General features: G+C 73.2%; 13 protein-coding genes. 4 read left to right on the forward strand and 9 right to left on the reverse strand.

Translation table 11 applies throughout. The annotated features are described in order from the left end of the window. The first annotated feature begins 19 nt into the window (after window positions 1–19). Window positions 20–1,720, forward strand: a complete 1,701-nt coding sequence (gene xseA / locus BM314_RS04015; RefSeq protein ID WP_091977011.1) for an exodeoxyribonuclease VII large subunit — start codon at window positions 20–22, stop codon at window positions 1,718–1,720. A gap of 49 nt (window positions 1,721–1,769) precedes the next feature. Here the strand turns inward: xseA and BM314_RS04020 are convergent, their stop codons facing one another. Continuing rightward, window positions 1,770–2,522: a GNAT family N-acetyltransferase gene (locus BM314_RS04020; RefSeq protein ID WP_091977013.1), complete on the reverse strand. Its 753-nt coding sequence runs from the start codon at window positions 2,520–2,522 to the stop codon at window positions 1,770–1,772. A gap of 125 nt (window positions 2,523–2,647) precedes the next feature. Here BM314_RS04020 and BM314_RS04025 point away from each other — a divergent pair, with 125 nt between their 5' ends. Then, window positions 2,648–4,075, forward strand: coding sequence for an alpha/beta hydrolase (locus tag BM314_RS04025; RefSeq protein ID WP_091977015.1), 1,428 nt, complete (start codon window positions 2,648–2,650; stop codon window positions 4,073–4,075). Further along, complete coding sequence (locus BM314_RS04030) at window positions 4,072–5,619, forward strand: GMC family oxidoreductase (RefSeq protein ID WP_091977016.1); 1,548 nt, start codon at window positions 4,072–4,074, stop codon at window positions 5,617–5,619. Before BM314_RS04025 ends, BM314_RS04030 begins: the two co-directional genes overlap by 4 nt. Window positions 5,620–5,625: 6 nt before the next feature. Here BM314_RS04030 and BM314_RS04035 read toward each other — a convergent pair whose 3' ends face one another. Further along, complete coding sequence (locus tag BM314_RS04035; RefSeq protein WP_091977018.1) at window positions 5,626–6,342, reverse strand: GNAT family N-acetyltransferase; 717 nt, start codon at window positions 6,340–6,342, stop codon at window positions 5,626–5,628. Beyond that, window positions 6,339–6,965, reverse strand: a complete 627-nt coding sequence (locus BM314_RS04040) for an FMN-binding negative transcriptional regulator (protein WP_091977019.1) — start codon at window positions 6,963–6,965, stop codon at window positions 6,339–6,341. Before BM314_RS04040 ends, BM314_RS04035 begins: the two co-directional genes overlap by 4 nt. A gap of 98 nt (window positions 6,966–7,063) precedes the next feature. On the opposite strand from BM314_RS04040, the gene BM314_RS04045 reads away from it, so the two are divergent. After that, window positions 7,064–8,569 carry a MocR-like pyridoxine biosynthesis transcription factor PdxR gene (locus BM314_RS04045; RefSeq protein ID WP_091977021.1) on the forward strand — a complete coding sequence of 502 codons (1,506 nt, stop codon included), beginning with the start codon at window positions 7,064–7,066 and terminating at the stop codon, window positions 8,567–8,569. Here BM314_RS04045 and BM314_RS04050 read toward each other — a convergent pair. From BM314_RS04050 to BM314_RS04075, 6 genes are all read right to left on the reverse strand, one after another. Then, the gene (locus tag BM314_RS04050) at window positions 8,541–9,815 is read right to left on the reverse strand and encodes a hypothetical protein (RefSeq protein WP_091977023.1); all 1,275 of its coding nucleotides are present in this window, start codon (window positions 9,813–9,815) and stop codon (window positions 8,541–8,543) included. The two genes, BM314_RS04045 and BM314_RS04050, sit on opposite strands and share 29 nt — an antisense overlap. Before the next feature lie 88 nt (window positions 9,816–9,903). Beyond that, window positions 9,904–10,929, reverse strand: a complete 1,026-nt coding sequence (locus BM314_RS04055) for an ABC transporter ATP-binding protein (protein ID WP_091977026.1) — start codon at window positions 10,927–10,929, stop codon at window positions 9,904–9,906. An 8-nt stretch (window positions 10,930–10,937) separates the two neighbouring features. Beyond that, on the reverse strand, window positions 10,938–11,993 hold the full coding sequence (locus BM314_RS04060; protein ID WP_091977028.1) for an ABC transporter ATP-binding protein: 1,056 nt from the start codon (window positions 11,991–11,993) through the stop codon (window positions 10,938–10,940). Continuing rightward, a complete protein-coding gene (locus BM314_RS04065) occupies window positions 11,990–12,925 on the reverse strand; it encodes an ABC transporter permease (RefSeq protein WP_091977030.1) in 936 nt (311 codons plus the stop codon). Before BM314_RS04065 ends, BM314_RS04060 begins: the two co-directional genes overlap by 4 nt. A gap of 14 nt (window positions 12,926–12,939) precedes the next feature. Beyond that, window positions 12,940–13,893 (reverse strand): ABC transporter permease, encoded by a 954-nt coding sequence (locus BM314_RS04070; RefSeq protein WP_091977032.1) that lies wholly within the window; start codon window positions 13,891–13,893, stop codon window positions 12,940–12,942. Between the two features lie 160 nt (window positions 13,894–14,053). Continuing rightward, entirely contained in the window at window positions 14,054–15,676 is a 1,623-nt protein-coding gene (locus tag BM314_RS04075; protein ID WP_091680008.1) for an ABC transporter substrate-binding protein, read from the reverse strand. Window positions 15,677–15,744 lie beyond the last annotated feature (68 nt).

Raw genomic sequence — 15,744 nt, forward strand, 5'->3', positions numbered from 1 at the left:
AGGCCCCTAGCGTCGGCTCATGCCCCTCGTGCCGCCCCCGCGCCCCGCAGCCCAGCAAGCGGCGGACATCCCGCCGACCAGCGTGCTCAACGCCAACCAGCCGGAATGGTCGGTCGGCGAGCTCGCGGGCGCCCTGAAGCGCACCCTCGAGGACGCCTTCGGGCACGTCCGGCTGCGTGGGGAGATCTCGGGGTATCGCGGCCAGCACGGCTCGGGCCACGCCTATTTCTCCCTGAAGGACGGGCAGGCGCGGATCGACGCGGTGGTCTGGAAGGGCGTGTTCGGACGCCTGCGCCAGCGGCCGCAGGAGGGGTTGGAAGTCGTCGCCACCGGCCGCATCACGACCTTCGCGGGCAAGTCCTCGTACCAGATCGTCATCGAGAGCCTGGAGCCCGCGGGGCTCGGCGCCTGGATGGCGCTCCTGGAGGAGCGCAAGAAGCAGCTCGCGGCCGAGGGCCTCTTCGCGCCGGACCACAAGCGGCCGATCCCCTACCTGCCGCGGGTCGTCGGCGTCGTCACCTCGCCGACCGGCGCGGTGATCCGCGACATCCTCCACCGGCTGGAGGACCGCTTTCCCCGTCCGGTCCTCGTCTGGCCGGTGCGGGTCCAGGGCGACGGCGCGGCCGAGGAGGTCGCGGCCGCGATCCGCGGCTTCAACGCCCTCCCGGCCGGGGGGCCGATCCCGCGCCCGGACGTGCTCATCGTGGCCCGCGGCGGCGGCTCGATCGAGGATCTCTGGGCCTTCAACGAGGAATGCGTCGTCCGCGCCGCCTTCGCGAGCGCGATCCCGCTGATCTCGGCGGTGGGGCACGAGACCGACACCACGCTGATCGACTACGTCTCGGACCGCCGCGCGCCGACCCCGACGGGCGCCGCCGAGATGGCGGTGCCGGTCCGCGCCGACCTGATCGCCACGGTGGAGGACCTGTCGGCCCGCGGCCGGGGGGCGGTCGGGCGCCGGATCGACCGCGACCGGTCGGACCTGCGCGCCCTCGGACGCGCCCTTCCGAGCGCCGACGCCCTGCTGGCGGCCAAGCGCCAGCGGCTCGACCTCGCCGAGGCGCGCCTCGCCCCGGCGCTGGCGGCGGGCGCGAGCCGCCACCGCGCGCGGCTCCAGCTGCTCCTCGACCGGATGGCTCGCCGCTCGCCCGACGTGGCCCTCGCCAACGCCCGCGCCCGGCTGGCGCGGATCGACCACCGGCCGCTCCACGCCCTGCGCAACGACGTCCAGCGCAAGGGCGAGGCCCTGGTCCAGCTCGGGCGCCGCCTCGTCGTCGCGCGCGAGGCCAGCCTGGAACGGGCCCGGGCGCTGCAGGCGCGCCGCACCGACCGGCTCCTCGCCCTGTCGGAGCGCCTCACCCAGGCGGGCGCGCGCGGGATCGAGCGGCGTCGCGACCGGCTCGACGGTCTAGCGGGCCTGCTCGGCTCGCTCAGCTACCGCGCGGTGCTCGACCGGGGCTACGTGCTGGTGCGCGACGCCGCGGGGCTGCCCGTCCGCCGCGCCGCGGAGGCGGCGGCCGCACAGCGCCTCAGCCTGCAATTCGCCGACGGGACCGTGACGGCCGTGCCCGACGGGACGGCCGATCCGTCCCTGTCGGCCGCTCCATCCCCGTCCGCGAAGCCCGCTCGGCGCGGCGGCGCGGCCGCGCCGGCGACGGCCGGCAAGCGGACCGGCGCGAGCCCCGCCCCGACGCGGCAGGGCTCGCTGTTCGACGCCTGAAACGGTCGCCGCGGCCGGATGTAAGGGCCGGCCCGCGACCCCCCGCGTCTCAGCCGGGCTCCGGTCCGACCCGGTAGTGATAGCGGTACAGTTCGCGCTCGAATCCGAGGGCGCTGTAGAGCGCCCGCGCCGGCGTGTTCGCGGCCACGACCTGCAGGCAGGCGGCCCGGGCGCCCTCCCCGCGGCCCCAGCGCAGCAGCGCGCCGACCGCGCGCCGGGCATGGCCGCGGCCGCGCAGGGGTTCGGGCGTCGCCACCGCCTCGATGACCATCAGCTCCCGGTCGAGCACCCCGAAGGCGATGGCGCCGATGCCCCCCTCGGCCGCTGCCGCCGCGAAGGCCCGCGGCAGGGTCAGGGCGGCGACGGTGTCGCGGAACACCCGCGCGGCCGCTCCATCCGCGCGGTTCACCGCGTCGCGCAGGGCCAGCCAGTCCGGCCCGGGCGCCGCGGCGACCGCCACGGCCGGATCGGGCGCAATCGGCAGGTCGTCGAGACCGCGGATCAGCGTGCAGGTTTCGTCGACCACATCGTAATCGCCGACGGCGAGGAGCGGCTCCATCTGCGGGGCGATGGCCGGCACGCGGAAGATCGGGCGCTGCCCCAGGCGGCCGTAGATCGCGCGCGCCGCCGCGATGGCCGGTCCGGGCGCGCCGCTCCCGCGCATGGGGTTCACGGAATTCTGCCGCTTCGAGCGGCCGCCGGCGGCGCGCAGCAGGTAGCCGTGGACCAGGAGCTCGCGCGGGCTCGGCCAGGCGTTGAGGCAGGCCTCCTCCACGCGCCAGGCCTGTTCGAGATCCGCCATCGCCGCCTCCTCCGACGCTCCTGATCGCACACGGCCACGACTCGGCCAATGAGTCCGAGACAAGACTTCGGCCATGCGGCGTCGCGTACGCTTGAAGCATTCCGGCGCCGCGCGATGTCTCGCCGATGTCGGAGCCCGAAGTCCTGTTCTGCCTGCACTTTCTGGGCGGAAGTGCCCGAAGCTGGGAGCGTCTCGCGCGCGCCCTCGACGGGACGCCGTTGACTTGCGTGCCCGTAGACTTGCCGGGCTTCGGCGATGCCGCCGGCACGCCGGGCTACTCCGTCGCCGCCATGGCCGATCACGTGGCCGAGGCCATCCGCGCGCGGGCTCCGGCGCGCTACGCGATTGCCGGCCACAGCATGGGGGCCAAGGTGGCGCTGGCGCTCGCGCGCCGGGCCGAGGATGGCGAGGCGGGGCTGGCAGGGCTCACCGACCTCGTCCTGGTCTCCGGTTCGCCGCCGAGCCCGGAGCCGATCCCGGAGGACCGGCGCGCCGACATGCTCGCTTGGATCGACGCGGATCCCGAGACCCGGCGCCGCGAGGCCGAGGCCTTCGTGCGCGCCAACGTGGGCGACGGCCTGGATCCCGAGACCGAGGCGCGGGCGGTGGCCGACGTCCTGCGGGCCGAGCCGGCCGCCTGGAAAGCCTGGCTCGAGAAGGGCGCCAACGAGGATTGGTGCCGCCGGGTCGGCGTCCTGCGCACCCCGGCGCTGGTCCTCGCGGGGTCCGAGGATGCCGACCTCGGGCCTGACGCGCAGCGGGCCCTCACGGCGCCCCACCTCGCGCACCATCGTCTCGTCACCGTCGACGGCGTCGGCCACCTCCTGCCGCTGGAGCGGCCCGAGGCCCTGGCCGACCACCTGCGCGCCCATCTCGGTGACCGGCCCCGGCCGCCCGTCGAGGCCGGCCCGGCGGTGCCGCCGGACTACGCGGCGCTGATCGCCTCCGAGCGCGTGAACAGCCGCCTCCGTGAGGCGCTCGCGGAGCGCGCCGCGCCGAGCGATCCCGCCTATCGGCCGGCGGCCCTCGACCCGGTGGAACTCGCGATCCTGCGGGCCGCCCTCGCCCGCGTCGTGCCGGTGCCGCACCTCGATCTGGCCGCCCGCCTCGATCGGCGGCTTTCCTCCGGCGACGGGGACGGCTGGCGCTTCTCGGCCCTGCCGCCGGACGCGGAGGCCTACCGCGCCGCCCTTCGGACGCTCGACGCCGCCGCCCGCATCGCCCGCAACCGCCCGTTTGTGACCCTCGACACGGCCGAGCAGGACGGGCTGCTCACCCTGTGCGCGCGCGCCGCGCTGAAGGTTCCGGAGAGCCTCGGCGGCCGCCTCGACGCCGACCGGATGCGGTTCTGGTTCGAGGATCTCCGCGCCGACGCGGTCCGCCTCTGGCTCGGCCACCCGGCGGCCCTGGCGCGGATCGGCTTCTCGGGCATCGGTGCCGGCGGCGACCGGCCGGGCGAGATCGCGGACGGCTTGCCGGGCTTCCACGCCGTCGGACTCGACGCGCCGGAACCCTGGGAGCCGCGGGCGCTGCGGACGGAGGCGGGACGATGAACCTCGCGGGGATGCGGACCTACCGCGCGGACGAGGCCGTCGACGCGGTCGTGGTGGGGACCGGCGCCGGCGGCGCGCCGCTCCTCGCGCGCCTCGCCGCGGCGGGGCTGAAGGTCGTGGCCCTGGAGGCCGGACCGAACTTCACCCCGGAGCGCTTCGCCTTCGACGAGACGCTGGCCGACGAGATCTACTGGACCGAGGAGCGGCTGAGCGGCGGCTCGACCCCGGAGGCCTTCGGGGCGAACAACAGCGGGACCGGCGTCGGTGGCTCGACGCTGCACTGGGGCGCTTTCGTGCCACGGGCCGACGCCCGCGACCTCCGACTGCACACGGAGAGCGGCGAAGGGGTCGACTGGCCACTGTCCTACGAGGACCTGCTCCCGTTCTACGAGCGGGTCGAGCGCTTCCTCGGCGTCTCCGGCGCGCAGAGCTATCCGTGGGATGCCGGCCGCCGTTATCCCCTGCCCCCGGTCCCGCGGAACGGGCCGGCGCAGATCATGGCGCGGGCCTGCGAGGCCCGCGGCATCCGGTGGGCGGACGCGCCCGCCGCCGTGGTCTCGCGGGACTTCCAGTCCGAGGGCGGGCCCCGCCGCAACGCCTGCATCAATTGCGGCTTCTGCCACCAGGGCTGCCGCACGGGCGCCAAGGCCAGCATGGACGTGACCTACCTGCCCTACGCGGTCGCCCGCGGCGCCGAGATCCGGGCCGAAGCCTTCGTCCACGGCCTGGAGCGGGGCGCCGATGGCCGGATCACCGGCGTGGTCTACCGGCAGGACGGCGCGGAGCGGCGGCAGCGCTGCGGCGCCGTCTTCCTCTGCGCCGGGGCGGTCGAGACGCCGCGCCTGCTGCTCCATCTGGGCCTGGCCAATTCCAGCGGCCAGATCGGGCGCAACTACATGGGGCACGTGGCGACCCAGGTCTGGGGCACCTTCGACCACGAGGTGCGCATGAACCGGGGCTATCCGTCCTCGCTGATCACCGAGGACTTCATCCGCGCCGGTGCCGACTTCGCCGGCGGCTACCTGATCCAGAGCCTCGGCGTGGTGCCGGTGACCTTCGGCAACGCGGCGGCGCGGGGGCGCGGCCTGTGGGGGCAGCCGCTGCTCGACTACCTCGACCGCTACAACCACTTCGCTGGCATCGGCATCAACGGCGAGACGCTGCCCTGCGACGCAAACGTGCTGACCCTCGCCGACGAGACCGACGCGCACGGGATGCGCAAGGCCCATATCAGCTTCGGCTACAGCACCAACGAGAACCGCCTCAACGCGCACGCCACCAAGATCATGCGCGATCTCTGGGAGGAGGCGGGGGCCGACGACGTCTGGGTGCTGGAGCGCGTCGCCCACACGCTCGGGACCTGCCGGATGGGCCGCGACGGGACGAGCGCGGTCGTCGATCCGCACGGCCGCAGCTTCGACATCGACAACCTGTGGATCTGCGACGGCTCGACCTTCCCGAGCTCGCTCGCGGCGAACCCGGCCCTGACCATCATGGCGCTGAGCCTGCGCAGCGCGGAGGCGTTCCTGGCCGGCGGCCCCTGAGCCGGTTCAGCCCGCGGCGGCGCGCAGGTCCGCGAGCCCGCGCCGCTGGCGACCCGCCCCGTCGAAGTTCGACGGGTCGAGCCACGCCGCGAAGCCGGCGCGCACCCGCGGCCACTCGGAATCGGTGACGGAGAACCACGCCGTGTCGCGGGAGCGGCCCTTCACCACCACGGCGTTTCGGAAGATGCCCTCGAAGGTGAAGCCGAGCCGCAGCGCCGCCGCCCGGGACGGGGCGTTGAGGCTGTCGCATTTCCACTCGTAGCGCCGGTAGCCGAGCTCGTCGAAGGCCCGGGCCATCATCAGCGCCATGGCCTCCGTGGCGGCGGGCGCCCGCTGCAGCCGGGGGCCGAAGTGGAGGTGGCCGACCTCGATCACGCCGTTGGCGGGATCGATCCGGAGATACGAAGCGATCCCGAGGGCGTCGCCGCTCGCGTGATCCAGGATCGCGTGGAACAGCGGGTCCTCGCTCGTCTGCTGCCGCGCGAGGCGCGCCCGGTAGGCCTCCGCGCTCTCCGGCATCTCGTCGCCGAGATAGGTCCAACCGCGCGTGTCGGGGGCGGCCCTGTAGGTGGCGTAGAGTGCGTCCGCGTGCGCCGCGGCGTCGAGCGGCACGAGCCGGCAGAAGCGGCCCTCCAGGGGCGTGCGCGGCGGGCGCGGGCGCGGGCTCCAGTCCGGCAGCGCCGGGCCGACGGGCTGGCCGAAGCCGTTGAGGCGCGCGCTCACAGCCCGCTCCGCTCGGCGACCAGCCCGGCGAGACCCGCCTCGCCCTCGGCGCGCAGCCCCGCGATGACCCCGTGCCGGTCGGCCTCCGGCCTGTTCTGGCTCATCTTCCACTTCCCCTCGATCCGCGTGATCGGAATCTCGATGCCGATGATGCCCCGAACCTGCGCGGCGACGAACGGCGCCGGCGCGTCCGCGACCGCCCACGGCTCGGCCCGGGACGCCTCGCGCAGGGCGGTGAGGTCGGCGATCTGGCGCCCGAGCCAGTCCGTATCCTCGATCATCCGCGGCCGGCCCCAGGCATGGACGGTGGCGTAGTTCCAGGTCGGGACCACCCGGCCGTGCTCGCGCTTGCTCGCGTACCAGCTCGGCGTGACGTAGCCCTGCGGCCCCTGGAACACGATCAGGCACTCCTCTGCCGCGGTGAGATCCTGACCCTGCGGGTTGGCGCGGGCGAGATGCCCCCGCAGCACCCCGTGGGGACCGTCGTCGTCCAGGAGGAACGGGATCGGGTTGGCGGTCAGGCCACCCGCGCCGGCGGTCACCAGCAGGCCGAGGGGGTTGGCGCGGATCAGTGCGTGCTGCGCGGCGCGTGAATCGTCCCGGAAATGGGGCGGCTGGTACATGGGCCTGTCCTGCGGCGATCTTGCGGATCCGGGCTTGACCGTTCGGCGGTCCAGGCGAAAGGTCCAATTCTCGCACCGCGACTGGACCAGTTTGCCGGATGGCCCGGGCTCCCCTGCCCCTGACGCTCACCCTCGACACCGCGGCCGCGGCGCCGCTGCACGCGCAGCTCCGGGAGGGCCTGCGCGCGGCGATCCTCGAGCGCCGGCTGCCGCGCGGGGCCCGGCTCCCGGCCTCGCGGGTCCTGGCCGCCGACCTCGGCTGCGCGCGCGGGACCGTCGTCCTGGCGCTGGAGCAGCTGACCGCGGAGGGCTACCTGACGGCGCGGCCGGGCTCCGCGACGCGCGTCGCCGCGACCCTGCCGGACGACGCGCTGCCCGCGCCCGGCCCGCTCCGACGCCCGGGGGACGAGCCGGCCCCGACCCTGTCCCGTCGGGGCACCCGCCTCGTGTCCGCTTCGAGCCGGCGCTACATGGCGGGTCCGGGCGTGCCCGACGCCTTCGCGCTGGGCCGGCCGGCGCAGGACGCTTTCCCCTTCGAGGTCTGGGGTCGCCTGCTCCAGGCCGAGTGGCGCCACGGCCCGACCGAGCGGCCGGACCCGCGCGGCTCGCCGGCCCTGCGCGGCGCCATCGCCGCCTACCTGGCGCAGGCGCGCGGCGTCGCCTGCGAGGCCGACGACGTCATCGTCACCGCGGGTATCCGACAGAGCCTGCGCCTGCTCGCCGAGCTGCTCCTCGATCCCGGCGAGACCGCCCTGGTGGAGGAGCCCGGCTTCCCGGGCATCGCGCAGGCCCTCGCCGGCGCCGGCCTGAACCCCATCCCCGTCCCGGTCGGTCCCGGGGGCCTGTCGGTGGCCCTGGCCGCCGCAGGGGCGCCCGGCGCGCGGCTCGCGGTGGTGACGCCGGCCCACCATTACCCCCTCGGGCACGCCATGAGCCTGGAGAACCGCCTCGACCTGCTGGCCTGGGCCGAGGCGGTCTCGGGTTGGATCGTGGAGGACGATTACGACGGCGCCTACCGCTACGCCGGACGCCCGCTCGCGCCGCTGCGCGCCCTCGATCGCGGCGGCCGCGTGATCTACGTCGGCAGCTTCTCGAAGCTGCTGCTGCCCGCCCTCGGCTTGAGCTACCTCGTGCTGCCCCGCGGCCTCGTCGCGCCGGTCAATCAGGCGCTGGCCGAGACCGGTCCCGCCCCGCCCGGGATCGGCCAGTGGGCGCTGGCGCGCTTCATCGAGGACGGCCACCTCGCTGGCCATCTGCGCCGGACGCGCCGCCTCTACGCCCTGCGCCAGGAGGCGCTGATGGAGGCCGCGCGCCGCCACGCCGGAGACGTCGCGGCGATCGCCGCGATGGAGGGTGGGATGCACGTCATCGCCCGGCCGGGGCCGGCTTGGCGCTCGGCCCTCACCGACGTGGCCGCCGCGGCGGCGCTCGGCCGCGCGGGGATCTCGGCGGTCGCGCTCTCGGCCTACCATGCCGGACCGGCGGAGCCGGGCCTGCTCCTCGGCTACGCCGCCGTGCCCGAGCGGGCGATCGAGCCGGCGGTGCGGCGCATGGCGGAGGTCCTGCGGGCGGCGTTCAGTGGAGGATCGCGCCCGTCTCCATGAACCGGTTCAGCCGCTCGATCAGCGGCGCGACCATCACCCGCTCGTACTGCGGCAGCAATCCGCGCCGCGCGTGGGCCACGTTGGCCTCGGCCTGCTCGCGGGCGAGGCGGTGCCAGCGCGCCCGGTCGTCCCGGCACGCGGCCCAGGCGCGCTCGATCGACCGGAACACGAGCGGCAGCCGCTCGGCCGGGTCGGACACGAGGTCGTAGTGGTGGTCGATCAGGCCGCCGAAGGTCTCGAAGCCCAGCTCGGACAGCCGCGCGACGGCGCGCGGCGCGCCCACCGTCACGAAGGGCAGGCCCGTCGCCGCCGCCTTGATCGACTTCTCGGTGATCCGCTCGACGCCCGGCTCGAAGAAATCGGTCTCCGAGATGACGGTCAGGTCGCACGCCGCGTAGGCCTGGGTGTCGAGGGTCATGACCATGTCGGTGCCCTGATCGGCATCGATCCGCCGCGCCCGCCGCGGGATCCAGCTGCCGACATCGGCGAGCAGCGGCCCGAAGGCCGCCTCGATCTCCGGCGGGGCGTGGAAGACGTCGATGCCGCCCGCCTTCGGGTTGTCCTCGCCGATGCCGTGGAAGGAGATCAGCCCGTCGCGGTCCAGCCCGCTGAGCTGGAACCAGCGGTAGAGCAGCACCCGGTGCCAGCGCAGGGCCGCGTTCTGGCAGAGGAACCGGGCCGGGCCGGCGGCGCGGGCTAAGGGCGCGTAGCCGGTGCGGTCGAGGGGATGCTGGGGGAAGAGCCGCGGACCCTCGGCGTCGTCCAGCCAGAGGGCGACCTGGAGCGGGAAGAACTCGAAGGTCCAGAACCGCAGGCCCTCGCCGTAGAGCCGCTCGTAGTCGAGCCGCAGCAGCCGGTTCTGCGTGACTAGGATCACCCGCTCGCGCGGGATCCCGCGTTCTTCGAGGTTCCGGTGCAGCGCTTCGAAGGTCGGCGCGTGCAGGCCCGGCCCCTCGTTCGAGAGGTCGAGGAGCAGCGCGGCGCGCCCGGCGCGGAGGTTCTCGGCGTCCCCCGGTTCGAGGAGGTCGAGGCGCCCGTTCGCCTCCGGGAAGCCCAGACGCACGAAATCGAGGACCGGCAGGCAGAGGACGTGGTTCGCCGGGCCGGGTTGGGCGGTCACGGTGACCCGCTTGCCCAGCCAGCCGAGGGCCGCCGGCAGGAAGTGCCCGGCCTCGCCCCGCGGGACGAGCAGGATCTCGGACGGGACTGGCCCGGATAGGACTGGCCCGGATAGGACTTGGCTCATCGTGACGCCCGCGCGGCCGGTTCGGACGCGGTCCGCCGCCGCGGGCCCGCGCCGAGCCGGATAAAGCCTCGGCGCGGGTGCGTCGAGGTCAGGCCGGGACCGGCTCGGCGGCGCGCACCGGGGTCGGGCCGGCCCGGTAGGCCGCCGAGGCCTCATCGGTCCGCCAGCAGGCGACGCGGTGGCCGAGGGCGATCTCGGCGACCGGCGGCATCTCCCGGCGGCAGCTTTCCTCGGCCAGGAAGCAGCGCGGCGCGAACGGGCAGCCCGGCGGGCGGTTGGCGAGGTCGGGCGGGCTGCCCGGAATGGTCTGGAGCCGGGAGCCCTTGGCGAGCGCCCCCTCCGCGCGGCTGCGCAGCAGGCCGATCGTGTAGGGATGGTGCGGGTTCAGGACCACCTGATGCGCCGTGCCGGTCTCGACGATCTTGCCCGCGTACATCACGGCGATCCGGTCGGCGACCTCGACCGCCGCGCCGAGATCGTGGGTGACGATCACGATCGACAGGCCGAGGTCGCGCTGCAGCTCGCGCAGGAGGAGCAGCACCTGGATCTGCACCGTGGCGTCGAGTGCCGTGGTCGGCTCGTCGGCGAGCAGGACCTGCGGCCGGCAGGCCAGCGCCAGCGCGATCATGGCCCGCTGGCGCATGCCCCCCGACATCTCGTGCGGGTAGTTGTCGAGCCGCCGCTCCGGGCTCGGGATCCGCACCCGCTCGAACAGGGCGAGCGCCCGCTTCCGCGCCGCGTCCTTGGAGATCGTCTCGTGGCGCAGGATGGCCTCGGTGATCTGCCGGCCGACCGTGTAGACCGGGTCGAAGGCGAGCAGCGGCTCCTGGAAGATCATCGAGACGTCGCCGCCGCGGAAATCGGCGAGCTGGCGCCGGGTCAGCGCCTGCACGTCCTTGCCGGCGGCCCGGATGCCGCCCTCGATCCGGCTGCGCCCCTCCGGGAACAGCCGCAGGATCGCCCGCAGGGTCACGCTCTTGCCGGAGCCGGATTCGCCGATGAGCGCCAGCGCCTGACCGCGCTCCAGGCTCAGGTCGACGCCGTCGACGACCTGCACCTTGCCGAAGGCGACGCGCAGGTTCTCCAGGGCGACCGCGGGTTCTGAACCGGACATCGGGGTGCTCATGCTGCCAGCGCGCCCGCGGGCGCCGCGGAGTGGCCGGAACCCGGCTGGCGGGCGAGGCAGGCGACGCGGTGCAGCGGCCGGATCGTGTCGAGGGGCGGCTCCGTCCGGCCGCAGACCTCCTCCGCCAGGGCGCAGCGCGGGTGGAAGCGACAGCCCGACGGCGGGTCGATCGGGTTCGGCGGGTCGCCCGCGAGCAGCGCCGCCTGGGTGCGGTTGTCGGGATCGAGCGACGGCATCGAGGCGAGCAGCGCCTCGGTGTAGGGGTGCGCCGGCGCGTCGAGCACCGTGTCGGACGGGCCGATCTCGGAGACCCGGCCGAGATACATCACCATCACCCGGTCGGAGATGAAGCGCACGACGTTCAGGTCGTGGCTGATGAAGATGTAGGTCAGGCCGAACTCGGCCTTGAGGTCGAGGAGCAGGTTCAAGACCTGCGCCTCGACCGACTTGTCCAGCGCCGAGACCGCCTCGTCGAGGAGCACCAGCCGCGGCTCCAGGGCGAGCGAGCGGGCGATGTTCACCCGCTGGCGCTGGCCGCCGGAGATCTCGTGCGGGTAGCGGCCGGCGAAGCGCTTCGGCTCCAGCCCAACCCGGGCGAGCAGCCCGCGGGCGCGCTCCACCGCCTCGCGGGCGGGCACGCCGTTGACCTTCGGGCCGAAGGCGATCGACTGCTCGACGGTCATGCGCGGGTTGAGGGACGCGTAGCTGTCCTGGAACACCATCTGGGCCTGGCGCCGGTAGGACCGCCACGGCATGGCGCGCTCGCCGACCGGCTGGCCGTCGTACAGCATGGTGCCGGAATCGCGCTCGATCAGGCCCATGAGCAGCTTGGCGGTCGTCGACTTCCCGCAGCCGGATTCGCCGACGATGCCGAGCGTCTCGCCCTTCAGGACATCGAAGTCGACGCCGTCGACCGCGCGGACGACCTGCTTCTTGCCCCCGGCCTTGCGGACCGGGAAGTGCTTGACGAGGCCGGAGACCGACAGGAGCGGCTGGCCGGGTCCTCCGCGGTCGCGGGCGAACGGGTCGGGGGCGTCCGGGATGACGCTCACTGGCGAATCTCCATGGCGGACCGGAGCCCGTCCGAGAACAGGTTGAAGGCGATCGAGACGACGAAGATGCAGACGCCCGGGAGGGCGGCCACGACCGGATTGACGTAGATCGCCGTGCGCAGGGTGTTGAGCATCAGGCCCCATTCGGGCTCGGGCGGGCGCACGCCGAGGCCGAGGAACGAGAGGCCGGAGGCCAGGATCATCGAGACCGAGATCAGGCTGGTCGCGTAGACGAAGATCGGCCCGACGACGTTGCCGAGCACCTGCACGCGCATGATCGTCAGGGCCGAGGCGCCCGACAGCTTGGCGGCGTCGATGTAGTCGCGCTTGCGGATGCCCGTGGTGACGCTCTCGGCGACGCGGGCGATCTGGGGCACGAACACGCAGGTCAGCGAGACGATCGAGTTGAAGATGCCGGCGCCGAGCGCCCCGGACAGCGCGATCGCCAGCAGCACCGACGGGAAGGCGAAGAAGACGTCGATGGTGCGCATCAGGATCGTGTTGGTCCAGCCGCCGACGTAGCCGGCGAGGATCCCGATCGCGGAGCCGATCACGAAGGCGATCAGCACCGGCGTGACGCCGATGAACAGCGACAGCCGCGAGCCCAGCATCAGCCGGCTGATCATGTCGCGGCCGAGCTCGTCGGATCCGAGCCAGTAGGTGGCGTCGCCGACGTGCCTGAGGCGGCGCAGCATGGAGCCCTTGTAGGGGTCCATCGGGGTGATCCAGGGCGCGAGGATCGCGATCAGCACGACGATCAGGATCACGGCGCCCGCGCCCATGGCGACGGGGTCGCGCACGAGCCGGTGGCCGACATGGCCCCAGAAGCCCCGCGACGGGGCAAAGGCGGCCTCGGGCCCGTGGGTCACGTCCTCGGCGGCGAGGACGCCGCCGTCGAGGGCCACGGAAGCCGCGGTGACGGGAACGGTCATCGTCGGGCTCCGGCTCAAGCGCGCTCGATGCGCGGGTCGAGGGCGGTCTGCATCACGTCCACCAGCAGGTTGAGGAGCACGAAGAACATCGCCAGCACGAGGATCGAGCCCTGGAGCAGGGGCAGGTCGCGCTGGAAGATCGCGGCGTTGAGAAGGAAGCCGGTGCCCGGCCACGCGAACACGGTCTCGACCAGGATCGAGCCGCCGAGCAGGTAGCCGAGCTGCAGGCCCATGATGGCGAGCGCGGTCGGGGCGGCGTTGCGCACGACGTGGCGGAACACGCCGCGCTCGTCCATGCCCTTGGCGCGCAGGGCCTCGACGAAGTCCTGGGACAGGATGTCGGCCACCAGCGCCCGGACCGTGCGGGCGATGATGCCCATCGGGATCACCGACATCGTGATGGCCGGCAGGATCAGGTAGCGCAGGTGCTCGAAGTCGGGCCGCCAGTTGCCGGAGCCGTCGGGCCCGGCTCCGGTGGGCGGCAGCCAGCCGAGATTGGCCGAGAACACGATCACCAGGACCATGCCGAGCCAGTAATGCGGCACGCTCACGCCGAAGACCGACACGGCCGAGGCGGCCCGGTCGGCCAGGGAGTTGCGGTGATAGCCCGCCACGAAGCCGAACAGGGTGCCGAAGGTGAAGCCGATCACGGTCGCCACCGAGGCGAGGATCAGGGAGTTCATCACGGCGCGGCTGACCTCGCCGAGCACCGGGCGGCCGGTGGCGATCGAGGTGCCGAGATCGCCGTGCAGCACGTGCCAGAGCCAGATCAGGTACTGGACCGGCAGGGGCTTATCGAAGCCGTAGGCCGACCGCATCTCGTCGATGGTGGCCTGGGTGGCGTCGGCGGGCAGGACCGCGCTCAGGGGATCGCCCGGCGCGAGGTGGACGAGGAGGAAGCAGACGACGCTGACCCCGAACGCCACGGGCGTCACGTAGACCAGACGTTTGAGGATGTAGAGCAGCATTCAAGGGCCTGTTGTCTACTCAGCCGAGACTATTCCCCTCCCGCTTGTGGCGAGGGGTCAGGGGTGGGGGTGGTTCAGGAGGCACCGCAACGCCCTATCCAGCACCACCCCCACCTCCGGCTCCTCCCCACAAGGGGGAGGAGAGAGGCGCCCCGTTACGCTACCGCCCCGCGGTCGCCATCGTAATCTTCGAGAAGTCCTGGAACCAGTTCTGCGCCTGGACGAAGCCCTTCACCTTGGGGCTCATCGCGCGCGGATTGACGTCGTGCGTGATCATGATGAACAGCGCGTCGTCGACGTACTTCTCGTGGACCTTCTCCAGGACCTTCGTCTGCTCGGCCTTGTCGAAGGTGTTGCGGACCTGATCAAACAGCTTGTCCATCGCCGGATCGCAGTAATAGCCCCAGTTCGTGCCGTTCGGCGGGGCGAAGTTGCACTGCAGGTGGCGGATGAAGCCGGTGAAGGGGTCCTGGATGAAGTACGAGTAGTTGATCGCCGAGACGCCGCGGGAGATGTCGGCCTTGGCCCCGGCCCGCCAGATGTTGATCAGCGTGTTCCACTCCACGACCTCGTAATCGACCTGGATGCCCACGTCGGCGAGGTTCTGCTGGACGAACTCGTTCATCGGCAGCGGCTGCATCTGGCCCGAGCCCGAGGCCGAGATCGCGACCTTGAGCTTCAGGGGCTTGGCCGCGCTGTAGCCCGCCTCGGCCAGCAGCTTCTTGGCGGCTTCCGGGTCGTACTTGATGTCGAAGGTCGGGTGGCCGAACCACTGGTGACCGGGCGGCATGAAGCCCTTGGCGGGGATCGCGAGGCCGCCGAGCAGCTCCTTCAGACCCTCGCGGTCGATGGCGAGGTTCGCGGCCTTGCGGACGCGGATGTCGTTCCAGGGCGAGCCCTCGACCCGCGACAGGTGCCACGTCCAGTTGTGCGGGTAGGCGTTGGTGACGATGGTGAAGCCGGCGCTCTTCAGCGAGGCCACGGAATCCGGCGCGGGCGCCTCGATCCAGTCGACCTGTCCGGAGCGGAGGGCGGCGGTCCGGGCGTTGGCCTCCGGCAGCGGGATCAGCACGAGCTTGTCGAGCTTCGGCACGCGGTCCTTGTCCCAGTACTCCTTGAACGGGACCATCTCGGCGCGCTCGCGCGGGGCGAACAGGGTCAGCTTCCACGGGCCGGTGCCCGAGGGCTGCTTGGCGAAGGCGTCCCAGGACTTGCCGAGCTTCTCCCACTGCGCCGGCGACGACATCATGATCCAGGCGATCTGGTAGGGCAGCGTCGCGTCGGGGGCCTTGGTGGTGATCTCGACGGTCAGCGGGTCGACCACCCGGTAGCTCGCGACAGCCGGGATGCGGGTCTTGCCCTGCGCGGACTGGCGCGGGTCGTATTGCGGCGCGTCGGCCTTCAGGAGCTTGTCGAGGTTCCAGACCACCGCGTCGGCGGTGAAGTCCGAGCCGTCGTGGAATTTCACGCCCGGGCGGAGCTTGAAGGTCCACTTGGTCTTGTCGGTGGCGTCGACGCCCCAGCTGGTGGCGAGCCCCGGCACGAGGTCGGAGGCCAGCTCGGCGCTCGACAGGTCCCAGTTGATGAGGCCGTCATAGACCGTGTAGCCCATGAACCGCATGCCCTCGCCGCCGTTGTCGGTCTGGCCGGTGGTCAGCGGAATGTCGGAGGCGGTCATGCCGATCCGCAGCGTCCCCTGCGCGAGGGCAGCGGTGCTCGCGGAGAGCGCCAGGGCACCGGCCAGCGCCGCACGGGCGCCGAGTTTTCTCAGACGGGACAGCATCTTGGGTCGGGTACTCGCGTTGGTCCGCGCGAGACGGCGCGGAATACGCTCGACCGTATGCAAGCCCG

The sequence above is a fragment of the Methylobacterium sp. 13MFTsu3.1M2 genome (assembly GCF_900112625.1).
GTDB lineage: Bacteria > Pseudomonadota > Alphaproteobacteria > Rhizobiales > Beijerinckiaceae > Methylobacterium.

What these genes read in the sequence shown, in the direction of transcription:
- xseA (WP_091977011.1), top strand. Translation starts at nt 20, where the DNA reads ATGCCCCTCGTGCCGCCCCCGCGCCCCGCAGCCCAGCAAGCGGCGGAC.
- BM314_RS04020 (WP_091977013.1), bottom strand. Translation starts at nt 2,522, where the DNA reads ATGGCGGATCTCGAACAGGCCTGGCGCGTGGAGGAGGCCTGCCTCAAC.
- BM314_RS04025 (WP_091977015.1), top strand. Translation starts at nt 2,648, where the DNA reads ATGTCGGAGCCCGAAGTCCTGTTCTGCCTGCACTTTCTGGGCGGAAGT.
- BM314_RS04030 (WP_091977016.1), top strand. Translation starts at nt 4,072, where the DNA reads ATGAACCTCGCGGGGATGCGGACCTACCGCGCGGACGAGGCCGTCGAC.
- BM314_RS04040 (WP_091977019.1), bottom strand. Translation starts at nt 6,965, where the DNA reads ATGTACCAGCCGCCCCATTTCCGGGACGATTCACGCGCCGCGCAGCAC.
- BM314_RS04045 (WP_091977021.1), top strand. Translation starts at nt 7,064, where the DNA reads ATGGCCCGGGCTCCCCTGCCCCTGACGCTCACCCTCGACACCGCGGCC.
- BM314_RS04050 (WP_091977023.1), bottom strand. Translation starts at nt 9,815, where the DNA reads ATGAGCCAAGTCCTATCCGGGCCAGTCCTATCCGGGCCAGTCCCGTCC.
- BM314_RS04055 (WP_091977026.1), bottom strand. Translation starts at nt 10,929, where the DNA reads ATGTCCGGTTCAGAACCCGCGGTCGCCCTGGAGAACCTGCGCGTCGCC.
- BM314_RS04065 (WP_091977030.1), bottom strand. Translation starts at nt 12,925, where the DNA reads ATGACCGTTCCCGTCACCGCGGCTTCCGTGGCCCTCGACGGCGGCGTC.
- BM314_RS04070 (WP_091977032.1), bottom strand. Translation starts at nt 13,893, where the DNA reads ATGCTGCTCTACATCCTCAAACGTCTGGTCTACGTGACGCCCGTGGCG.
- BM314_RS04075 (WP_091680008.1), bottom strand. Translation starts at nt 15,676, where the DNA reads ATGCTGTCCCGTCTGAGAAAACTCGGCGCCCGTGCGGCGCTGGCCGGT.